This is a genomic window from Pseudomonas sp. P105, assembly GCF_032614175.1.
Classification (GTDB): domain Bacteria; phylum Pseudomonadota; class Gammaproteobacteria; order Pseudomonadales; family Pseudomonadaceae; genus Aquipseudomonas; species Aquipseudomonas rhizophila.
In genome coordinates, this window is sequence record NZ_CP126693.1 from 772,501 (window position 1) to 783,985 (window position 11,485).

The 11,485-nt window shown below is 58.7% G+C and carries 3 protein-coding genes and 2 rRNA genes (1 of these 5 cut by a window edge); all 5 read left to right on the top strand.

Going from position 1 to position 11,485, the window contains the following annotated elements; all coding sequences use genetic code 11:
- Positions 1-1,761: ribosomal RNA gene (locus QOM08_RS03305) — 23S ribosomal RNA — on the top strand; it begins 1,131 nt to the left of the window's first position.
- 150 nt (positions 1,762-1,911) lie between these two features.
- Positions 1,912-2,027 (top strand): 5S ribosomal RNA (rrf, locus tag QOM08_RS03310).
- Between the two features lie 154 nt (positions 2,028-2,181).
- Positions 2,182-5,634, top strand: a complete 3,453-nt coding sequence (gene recC / locus QOM08_RS03315) for an exodeoxyribonuclease V subunit gamma (protein ID WP_047229518.1) — start codon at positions 2,182-2,184, stop codon at positions 5,632-5,634.
- Positions 5,631-9,320, top strand: coding sequence for an exodeoxyribonuclease V subunit beta (recB, locus tag QOM08_RS03320; protein ID WP_316912560.1), 3,690 nt, complete (start codon positions 5,631-5,633; stop codon positions 9,318-9,320). The genes recC and recB overlap by 4 nt, the downstream gene beginning before the upstream one ends.
- On the top strand, positions 9,317-11,413 hold the full coding sequence (recD, locus tag QOM08_RS03325) for an exodeoxyribonuclease V subunit alpha (protein WP_173407417.1): 2,097 nt from the start codon (positions 9,317-9,319) through the stop codon (positions 11,411-11,413). Before recB ends, recD begins: the two co-directional genes overlap by 4 nt.
- Positions 11,414-11,485 lie beyond the last annotated feature (72 nt).

Here is an 11,485-nt window from a genome sequence, read left to right on the forward strand (position 1 = left end):
TCAAACCATACACCGAAGCTACGGGTATCACTTAGGTGATGCGGTAGAGGAGCGTTCTGTAAGCCTGTGAAGGTGAGTTGAGAAGCTTGCTGGAGGTATCAGAAGTGCGAATGCTGACATGAGTAACGACAATGGGTGTGAAAAACACCCACGCCGAAAGACCAAGGTTTCCTGCGCAACGTTAATCGACGCAGGGTTAGTCGGTCCCTAAGGCGAGGCTGAAAAGCGTAGTCGATGGAAAACAGGTTAATATTCCTGTACTTCTGGTTATTGCGATGGAGGGACGGAGAAGGCTAGGCCAGCTTGGCGTTGGTTGTCCAAGTTTAAGGTGGTAGGCTGAGATCTTAGGTAAATCCGGGATCTTAAGGCCGAGAGCTGATGACGAGTTACCCTTTGGGTGACGAAGTGGTTGATGCCATGCTTCCAAGAAAAGCTTCTAAGCTTCAGGTAACCAGGAACCGTACCCCAAACCGACACAGGTGGTTGGGTAGAGAATACCAAGGCGCTTGAGAGAACTCGGGTGAAGGAACTAGGCAAAATGGCACCGTAACTTCGGGAGAAGGTGCGCCGGTGAGGGTGAAGCACTTGCTGCGTAAGCCCACGCCGGTCGAAGATACCAGGCCGCTGCGACTGTTTATTAAAAACACAGCACTCTGCAAACACGAAAGTGGACGTATAGGGTGTGACGCCTGCCCGGTGCCGGAAGGTTAATTGATGGGGTTAGCTAACGCGAAGCTCTTGATCGAAGCCCCGGTAAACGGCGGCCGTAACTATAACGGTCCTAAGGTAGCGAAATTCCTTGTCGGGTAAGTTCCGACCTGCACGAATGGCGTAACGATGGCGGCGCTGTCTCCACCCGAGACTCAGTGAAATTGAAATCGCTGTGAAGATGCAGTGTATCCGCGGCTAGACGGAAAGACCCCGTGAACCTTTACTATAGCTTTGCACTGGACTTTGAATTTGCTTGTGTAGGATAGGTGGGAGGCTTTGAAGCGTGGACGCCAGTTCGCGTGGAGCCATCCTTGAAATACCACCCTGGCAACTTTGAGGTTCTAACTCAGGTCCGTTATCCGGATCGAGGACAGTGTATGGTGGGTAGTTTGACTGGGGCGGTCTCCTCCTAAAGAGTAACGGAGGAGTACGAAGGTGCGCTCAGACCGGTCGGAAATCGGTCGTAGAGTATAAAGGCAAAAGCGCGCTTGACTGCGAGACAGACACGTCGAGCAGGTACGAAAGTAGGTCTTAGTGATCCGGTGGTTCTGTATGGAAGGGCCATCGCTCAACGGATAAAAGGTACTCCGGGGATAACAGGCTGATACCGCCCAAGAGTTCATATCGACGGCGGTGTTTGGCACCTCGATGTCGGCTCATCACATCCTGGGGCTGAAGCCGGTCCCAAGGGTATGGCTGTTCGCCATTTAAAGTGGTACGCGAGCTGGGTTTAGAACGTCGTGAGACAGTTCGGTCCCTATCTGCCGTGGACGTTTGAGATTTGAGAGGGGCTGCTCCTAGTACGAGAGGACCGGAGTGGACGAACCTCTGGTGTTCCGGTTGTCACGCCAGTGGCATTGCCGGGTAGCTATGTTCGGAAAAGATAACCGCTGAAAGCATCTAAGCGGGAAACTTGCCTCAAGATGAGATCTCACTGGGACCTTGAGTCCCCTGAAGGGCCGTCGAAGACTACGACGTTGATAGGTGGGGTGTGTAAGCGCTGTGAGGCGTTGAGCTAACCCATACTAATTGCCCGTGAGGCTTGACCATATAACACCCAAGCAATTTGCTGACCCGATACAGGGCACCAGATTGCGGTGTGTGAAGACGCTATGAACCGAAAGTTCGCACAACACACAAACCTATCGCATACCCATTCGCTGGAACGTGACCGCAAGGCACGCGCTGGCTACCGAATTTCTTGACGACCATAGAGCATTGGAACCACCTGATCCCATCCCGAACTCAGTAGTGAAACGATGCATCGCCGATGGTAGTGTGGGGTTTCCCCATGTGAGAGTAGGTCATCGTCAAGATTAAATTCCGAAACCCCTATCTGCTGATGCAGGTAGGGGTTTTGTTTTGCCCGCAGGAAAGTTCTTACGACAAGCACGGACACCTCCCGGCTGTCACAGCCCCCCGACAGTGCTAAGGTTCGGCCCTAGCTTTTGCATTTTCAAGGATGCCTTTATGCCGGACGCGACGTCCTTAAGCCCTGCTTTCATGGTGGTCCACGGGAATCGCCTGGATGAGTTGCGCAGCCTGGTGATCAGCTTGATGCGGCGCTACCCGCTGGGGCCTCTTGAAAATGAAATCGCGCTGGTTCAAAGCAATGGCATCGCCCAATGGTTGAAGCTGGCATTGGCTGAGGATCCGGAAGATGACGATACCGGTGGCTGCGGTATCGCCGCCGCCATTGATGTGCAGTTGCCCGGCAGTTTCATGTGGCAACTCTATCGAACGGTCCTGGGACGTGACGAAATTCCGGCCAAGTCGTTGCTTGATAAGGCTCCACTTACATGGCGGCTGATGCGCCTTCTGCCACAGTTGATCGAGCAGCCCCATTTCGAGCCCCTGCGGCGTTTCCTTACCCACGATACCGACTTGCGCAAGCGTTATCAGTTGTCCGAGCGTCTTGCCGATCTGTTTGACCAATATCAGGTGTACCGGGCGGATTGGCTGGAGGACTGGGCGGAAGGTCGGCACCAGACAAGAAATGTCCGGGGCGAAATCAAGCCGCTCGCGCCAGAAAACTGTTGGCAGGCCGAACTGTGGCGGGCCCTTTTGATGGATGTAGGGGAGCAAGGCATGGCCCAAAGCCGTGCTGGGGTTCATCAACGGTACATCGAGCGTATCAACAGTTTGGAAGTGGCTCCCAGGAACCTGCCCGCGCGGGTGATAGTGTTCGGCATTTCTTCTCTGCCGGCCCAAGTCCTTGAAGCACTTGCCGGTCTGTCACGGTTTAGCCAGGTTCTGCTGTGCGTTCATAACCCATGTCGCCACCATTGGGCGGACATCGTCGCCGACAAGGACCTGCTACGCCACCAATACAAACGCCAGGCCCGCAAGGCCGGAATGCCCGTTGTCCTCGACCCGCAGACCTTGCACCAGCATGCTCATCCATTATTGGCTGCGTGGGGCAAGCAGGGGCGTGACTATATCAACCTGCTCGACAGCTACGACGATCCCAACAGTTATCGCTCGGTATTTCGCGATGGACGGATCGACCTGTTCAGCGAGGGGAATCCCACGACCCTTCTCGGCCAACTGCAGGATGACATTCTCGAGCTGCGCCCCCTGAACGAAACCCGGGAACACTGGCCAGCGGTGGATACGGAGCAGGACGGGTCTATCCGTTTCCATGTAGCCCACAGTGCTCAGCGCGAGGTTGAAATCCTCCACGATCAGCTGCTGGCCCGCTTTAGTGCGGATCCGAGCCTGCGCCCCCGGGATATCATTGTCATGGTCCCGGACATCGACAGCTACGCACCGCATATACGCGCTGTGTTCGGTCAGCTTGAAAGAACTGATCCCCGTTTCATTCCTTTCACCCTCACTGATCAGGGCCAGCGTGGACGTGATCCGTTATTGATCGCTGTCGAACACTTGCTCAAGCTGCCGGATAGCCGCTTTCCGGTCAGCGAAATCCTCGATCTGCTCGATGTTCCGGCGTTGCGTGAGCGGTTCGGTATCGATGAAGCTGACTTGCCTACGCTGCACCGCTGGATCGAGGGTGCCGGTATCCGCTGGGGCATGAGTGCCGAACATCGTGCCGGACTGGGATTACCCGCGGAGCTTGAGCAGAACAGCTGGCGTTTCGGTCTTCGGCGCATGCTGCTGGGGTATGCCGTCGGCAGCGCGGGCGCTTATGACGGCATCGAACCCTATGATGAAATTGGTGGCCTGGATGCGGCGTTGATCGGTCCTCTGGTTGCGTTGCTGGATGCTTTGCAAGTCGCTCATCAGGAACTCACCCGGCCCGCATCACCGCAAGAATGGGGCTCGCGCCTGCATGATCTGATGCAACTGTTTTTCCAGGCGAGCAACGAACATGACGACTATCTGCTGGCCCAACTCGAAGACTTGCGTGAAACCTGGCTGGAGACCTGTGAGTCGGTTGCCCTGCAGGATGAGTTGCCCCTGACTGTTGTCCGTGAGGCCTGGTTGGCAGGGTTGGATCAGGGCCGACTGTCCCAGCGTTTCCTGGCCGGAGCGGTCAACTTCTGCACCCTGATGCCGATGCGCGCGATTCCTTTCAAACTGGTGTGTCTGCTGGGTATGAACGACGGTGATTACCCGCGAGCACAACCGCCCCTGGATTTTGATCTCATGGGCAGCGACTATCGCCCCGGGGATCGTTCCCGACGCGAAGATGATCGATATCTGTTATTGGAGGCGCTGCTTTCAGCCCGGGAAAAGCTCTATATCAGTTGGGTCGGACGCAGCATCCGCGACAACAGCGACCGTCCTGCTTCAGTATTGGTCGGCCAACTGCGGGATCATCTCGCCAGCGGTTGGCGGTTGGCGGATGACCGCGGGGACCTTCTTGAGGCGTTGACCCAGGAACATCCGCTGCAACCGTTCAGTGCTCGTTATTTTCATCAAGGCAGTGCATTGTTCAGTTACGCCAGTGAATGGCGAATGCTCCACGGTGCCCACGAACACGCCGCCCAAAGCCAGGTGCTGGAACCCTATGTTCAGGAAGAGCCCTTGGGCCTTGGGCAACTGCAGGACTTTCTGCGCAATCCCGTCCGGCACTTCTTCAGTCAACGACTCAAAATATTCTTCGAGGCCATCGAGGCCCCTTTGGCAGATGACGAACCCTTCGTTCTCGATGCGCTGCAACGCTACAGCCTGAGCGACAGCTTGCTGGAGGCCGCCCTGGTTCACCTCGATCAACCGGATCTGGCACTGGCCACTCATGCCAAAAGACTGCAGAACAGCGGCCTGTTACCGATGGCCGGCTTCGGTGAATGCATGCAACGTGAATTGATCGAGCCCTTGCCTGATTTGCTCCAGCGTTACCAGCAGCTTCTGGCGTTATGGCCCACACCGTTGACCAGTGCCTTGCCTGTCAGCTTGCAATTGCATGGCGTGAGCGTCGAGGGCTGGCTGAGTGGCCTGCACCAGCGTGCTGATGGAGCGGTTCTCACCATCAGCGCCATACCCAACGGTATTGGCTCCCCCAAGACCCGTAAATGGCATCGTCTGATTCGTCCTTGGGTCAATCATCTTGTTGCGTGCGCTAACGGCTTTTCGATGACGACGGCACTGGTGGCCAGTGATGACAGCTTGCTGCTGGCTCCTTTTGAAGAGCCCGTGGCACGACGGTTGCTCGGCGATCTATTGCAAGCCTGGCAGGCGGGTATGCGTCAGCCGCTTCCCGTCGCCGTGAAGACCGCCTTCGCCTGGCTCGGCCAGAGCGATCCAGCCAAAGCCGATGCGGCTGCTCGAAAAGCCTACGAAGGCGACGGGCAGAACTCTGAAGGTGAGCGACGGGAAAGTCCGGCGTTGGCCCGGCAGTTTGCTGACTTCGATGCCTTGACGGCCGACGAGACATTCTCCGACTGGTGCGATGCTCTTTACCGGCCACTGCTCGAAGCGCCATGGCGTTCATTGGCCGGCGAGGAGGTAAGCTCATGACTCGCCAGCCTCCACTCGCCCTGGCCTTCCCGCTACGTGGCAGTCAATTGATCGAGGCCAGCGCCGGTACCGGCAAGACCTTTACCATTTCGGCGTTGTACCTGCGTCTGGTACTGGGGCATGGCGGCCCGGCTACCGGCTTTGGTCGCGAACTGCTTCCTCCGCAGATCCTGGTGGTGACCTTTACGGACGCTGCCACCAAGGAATTGCGTGAACGTATCCGCATGCGTCTGGCCCAGGCGGCGCGCTTCTTTCGTGATGAAATTGCCGCCCCGGATTCGCTGATCGCCGAGTTGCGGGATGAGTTCGATGCAACGCAGTGGCCTGGCTGTGCGAACCGGTTGGACATCGCTGCGCAATGGATGGATGAAGCAGCAGTGTCGACCATCCATAGCTGGTGTCAGCGCATGCTGCGTGAACATGCTTTTGACAGCGGTAGCCTGTTTACCCAGACCCTGGAAACCGATCACAGCGACTTGCTTGGCGAAGTGCTTCGCGACTATTGGCGGCTGTTCTGCTACTCGATGCAAGGTGAGGCGCTGAATTGGGTGCGGACACATTGGGGCGGGCCCGCTGCGCTGCTGCCGCGAGTCAGAGGCCTGTTTTCTAGCGAACGCGATGCTGCTGAGGGGCTTGAACCGGCCGAACTGATCGTCGCATCGCTTCAGGAGCGCAGTGCCGCCTTGCTCGATCTCAAGGCGCCGTGGCGGCAATGGGCCGTGGAGTTGCTGGAGATCTGCCAGCAAGGCGTCGCCAACAAAAGCGTCGACGGGCGCAAGATGCAGGCCCGGTACTTCGAACCGTGGTTCCAGAAAATCAATGCCTGGGTGGAGGACGAAAGCCTTGAACTGTTGGACATCGGCAGCGGATTCACACGCCTGACCCCCGAGGGCATGGCCGAGGCCTGGAAAGGCGAAGTGCCCAGTCATCCCGGGCTGGACGCCATGTCCGGTCTCAAGGCCAGCCTGGAAGCCTTGCCCACCCCCGATGCCGCGGTGCTGCAACATGCCGCGCAATGGGTGGGGGCACGTTTCGAGGCGGAGAAACGGCGCCGCGCGGAGATGGGCTTCGACGATATGCTGCTGCGTCTGGACGCAGCCCTTCGAGCCGAAGGTGGAGCGCGTCTGGCGAGCTTGATCCGCGAACAGTTTCCGGTGGCGCTGATCGATGAGTTCCAGGACACCGACCCGATTCAATATCGCATCTTCGAAAGCATCTACCACATCGCAGAAAGCAACCCCGACACTGGGCTGTTCCTGATCGGTGACCCGAAGCAGGCCATTTACGCTTTTCGCGGCGCTGACATCTATACCTACCTGCGCGCCCGCGAAGCCACCGCCGGCAGGCTGCATACGCTGGGAACAAACTTCCGTTCCAGCCACGCCATGGTCAGTGCGGTGAACCATATTTTCCAGAATGCCGAATCTCGCCCTGAAGGGCGCGGTGCTTTTCTGTTTCGTGAACCGTCGGGCAAGAACCCGGTGCCGTTCCAGCCCGTTGAGTCCCAAGGGCGCAAGGAGTCCTTGCAAGTCAACGGGCTACCCGTTGCCGCAATGAATATCTGGCACCTGTCTTCTGATCAGCCGCTTTCCGGGGCGGTGTATCGGAAGCACATGGCGGCGGCTTGTGCCAGTGAGATCACGGCGTTGCTCAATGGCGGCCAATCGGGGCGCGATGGCTTTACGGTCGATGAAAAGACGCTCCAGGGATTACGCCCGGCGGATATCGCCATCCTGGTGCGTGACGGCAAAGAAGCTCAGGCCGTGCGCGACGAGCTGTCCGCGCGGGGAGTGCGCAGTGTCTATCTGTCCGACAAAGACTCGGTCTTCGCTTCACAGGAAGCGCGGGACCTGCTGATCTGGCTCAGGGCCTGCGCCGAGCCGGATGTCGAGCGGCCACTGCGGGCAGCACTGGCCAGCATCACGCTGAATCTTGCGCTGACGGAGCTGGAACGTCTCAATCAGGATGAGCTGGCCTGGGAGCGTCGGGTCATGCAGTTCCGAGGCTATCGTACGGTCTGGCGTACCCAGGGCGTATTGCCCATGCTGCGTCGCCTGCTACATGATTTCGAGCTGCCCCAGGCCTTGATGACGCGCAGCGACGGCGAGCGGGTACTGACCAATTTGCTGCATCTTTGCGAGCTGTTGCAACAGGCCGCCGGTGAGCTGGATGGCGAGCAAGCTTTGATTCGGCATCTGTCCGAGCACCTGGCGCTGTCCGGGCAGGCTGGCGAAGAACAGATCCTGCGCCTGGAAAGCGATGAGCAACTGGTCAAGGTGGTCACGATTCACAAGTCCAAGGGACTTGAATATCCACTGGTGTTTTTGCCCTTCATCTGTTCGACGAAACCGGTGGATGGCAGTCGGTTGCCTTTGCATTACCACGATGAAGCCTGCAAGGCACAGATCAGCCTCAAGCCTACCGCCGAGTTGATCGCCAAGGCCGATGACGAGCGTCTGGCCGAGGATCTGCGGCTTCTCTACGTGGCCCTGACCCGCGCACAACACGCTTGCTGGTTGGGTGTGGCTGATCTCAAGCGGGGCAGTAACAACAGCTCGATCCTGCACTTGTCCGCATTGGGCTATCTGTTGGGCGGTGGTGTGCCGTTAGTCGAATCGGTGGAGTTGAGGCGCTGGCTGGAGGACCTGCAACAAGGCAGCGCAGTGGTCAGCTATCAGGAGATGCCCCAGGCCACCGACGAGCATTACCGGCCGCCTCGCAACGAAGCGGTATTGCTTGAGCCTTTGATTCCCCTACGCAAAGCCAGCGAAAACTGGTGGATCGCCTCCTACAGCGCCTTGCGTATCGGGGAAAGCCTGAGTGCGGGCAGCAATGATGCGCCGGAGAACCCGCAGGCTCAGAAGCTGTTCGACGATGAGCGGCTTGACCCCGATGCCCCAAGGGAAATTGTTGCCGTGGGTGGTGATATTCACCGCTTCCCTCGCGGCCCTGGTCCCGGCACATTCCTTCATGGCCTGCTGGAGTGGGCCGCTGGCGAAGGATTTGAAGCTACGCCAACCGCCATCGAGGATGCCATAGCCCGGCGCTGCAATCGTCGAGGTTGGAAAGGCTGGATCGCTACCCTGGGTGACTGGCTGCAACACCTGATCAAACTGCCTATGCACATAGGTGGTGACCAGGCGCCGGTGGTGCTCGAGAACCTGTCCCGGTTTCAGGTCGAGATGGAGTTCTGGTTTGCCAGCCACAAGGTCGATGTGCTCAAGCTCGACCAACTGGTTTGCCAATTCACCCATGGCGGTGTCGCTCGCGTGGCCGCTGAGCCGGTGTTGCTCAACGGGATGTTCAAGGGCTTCATCGATTTGACGTTCGAGCACGAGGGCCGGTATTACGTGGCCGATTACAAGTCCAACTGGCTGGGTGTCGATGACATGGCCTACACCGAGCAGGCCATGGAACAGTCGATCCTCGACAATCGCTACGACCTGCAATACGTGTTGTACCTGTTGGCCCTGCACCGTCAGCTCAAGGCGCGCCTGCCCGGCTATGACTACGACCGGCATGTCGGTGGCGCGTTGTATCTGTTCCTGCGCGGTACCCGCTCAGCCAGTCAGGGCGTTTACTTCACCAAGCCTCCACGGGCGCTGATCGAGCAACTGGACCGCATGTTCCAAGGGGTTTGCGAGCCAAAGGCTGAACCGGCATGGGAACAGGGGGAGCTGCTATGAAACGTTCTTTTGCCGATCTGTTACCCAAATCGTCTGATGACGAGAGCCTGATGGATCTGGCTCCGCTGAGCCGCGCGGATGACTTGCTGCTGTTGCTCACCCGCTGGGTCGAACGAGGATGGTTGCGCGCCCTGGACAAGGCATTCGTCGCCTTCCTCCATGAGCTCGCGCCTGAAGATGATCCGTTGGTGCTGCTTGCTGCGGCGCTCACCAGCCATCAGTTGGGTCACGGGCATGTCTGCCTGGATCTGTTCGAAACGCTCAAGGAGCCGGATTTCGCCCTGTCACTGCCGCCTGAAGGCGACTCGCAAACGGGGGTAGAGTTGTTGCCCTCGCAAATACTACGGACCCTCGATGGGGCTCACTGGTGCAAGGTCCTGGCTTCCAGTGCTCTGGTGGCCTTGGCCGTCGATGAGCATGAAGAAGCGCGGCAGCGCCCTTTGGTGTTATCAGGTAAGCGGCTTTATCTGCGTCGTTATTGGGCTTATGAGCGGCGGATCGATGAGGCGTTGCGACAACGGCTTGCCGAACATGAAGCGGCACCTGATGATCTTCGCGAGCGTTTGAACGGGTTGTTCGGGCCGGCCAACGCCGCTGGCCCGATCGATTGGCAAAAACTGGCCTGTGCGCTGGCGACCCGTGGAGCCTTCAGTATCATCACTGGCGGCCCGGGTACCGGCAAGACCACCACGGTTGTGCGCTTGCTCGCCTTGCTTCAGGCGCCCGCTGTCGAGGCAGGCAAACCGCTGCGGATCCGCCTGGCCGCGCCCACAGGCAAGGCGGCGGCGCGTCTGACCGAGTCCATCAGCCAGCAGGTCCGCACCCTCGATGTGGTTGACGCCGTGCGCGAGCGTATTCCCTGTGATGTCACCACGGTCCATCGTTTGTTGGGCAGTCGGCCTGGTACCCGACATTTTCGCCATCATGGGGGCAATCGCTTGCCACTGGATGTGTTGGTGATCGATGAAGCTTCCATGATCGATCTGGAAATGATGGCCAATCTGCTGGATGCGCTGCCGACTCATGCGCGACTGGTATTACTGGGTGATAAGGACCAACTGGCTTCTGTTGAGGCCGGTGCGGTACTGGGGGACCTGTGTCGGGACGCCGAGGAGGGTTGGTACAGCCCCCGGACCCTGGCCTGGCTGGAGTCGGTCAGCGGTGAAAACCTGGCGGCCAGTGATCTGCGGCAAGACCTCGATGGCACTCATGCCTTGGCCCAGCAAGTGGTCATGCTCAGGCATTCGCGGCGCTTTGGTGAGGGCAGTGGGATCGGTCAACTGGCGCGTCGGGTCAACCAGCAGCAACCGGAACAGGCCCGTCAACTGCTGCTCGAAGGCAAGTTCAGCGACCTGTTTTCCCTGGCGCTGAGGGGCGAACACGATGGGGCGCTGGAGCGCTTGTTACTCGACGGCAAGGCAGAAGGGCCGAAGGGTTATCGGCATTACTTGAGCCTGTTGCGTCAGCGCCGCCCGGCCATTTCCCGACCGCTTGAGGACAGCTGCTGGACCGATTGGGCTCGGGAAGTGCTGTCGGCTTTCGACGAGTTCCAGCTGCTTTGTGCCGTACGCAAAGGCCCGTGGGGCGTCGCGGGGTTGAACCAGCGCATCACCGCCGCATTGCTCAAGGCCCAGCTTATCGACAGCGATCATCAATGGTACGAAGGGCGTCCGGTTCTGATGACCCGCAACGACTACGGGTTGGGCCTGATGAATGGCGATATCGGTATCGCGCTCAAGCTGCCCGAGCGTGATGGGCCGGACGCCGGCAAGCAGGTTCTGCGGGTGGCGTTCCCTCGTAACGATGGCCAGGGCGGTGTGCGTTTTGTACTGCCCAGTCGCCTGAACGATGTAGAAACTGTCTTTGCCATGACGGTGCACAAATCCCAAGGTTCGGAGTTCGCCCATACGGCTTTGATTCTTCCGGATGCGCTGAACCCGGTGCTGACGAAAGAATTGGTGTACACCGCCATTACTCGGGGCAAGCACTGGTTCAGTCTGATAGAGCCGCGAGCGGGCGTCTTTGAAGAGGCGGTTCAGCGCAAGGTCAAGCGCTTGAGCGGGTTGATGCTGGCGCTGGAAGGAGCTGTCTGAGCGATCGACTTTCGCGATTCAGTGTCCAGGGCGGCTGTTCTGCACGCTTGTGTCGTAAGCGCCGTAGGACGC

Coding starts and splice junctions, on each gene's coding strand:
- recD (WP_173407417.1), top strand. CDS start 9,317: ATGAAACGTTCTTTTGCCGATCTGTTACCCAAATCGTCTGATGACGAG.
- recC (WP_047229518.1), top strand. CDS start 2,182: ATGCCGGACGCGACGTCCTTAAGCCCTGCTTTCATGGTGGTCCACGGG.
- recB (WP_316912560.1), top strand. CDS start 5,631: ATGACTCGCCAGCCTCCACTCGCCCTGGCCTTCCCGCTACGTGGCAGT.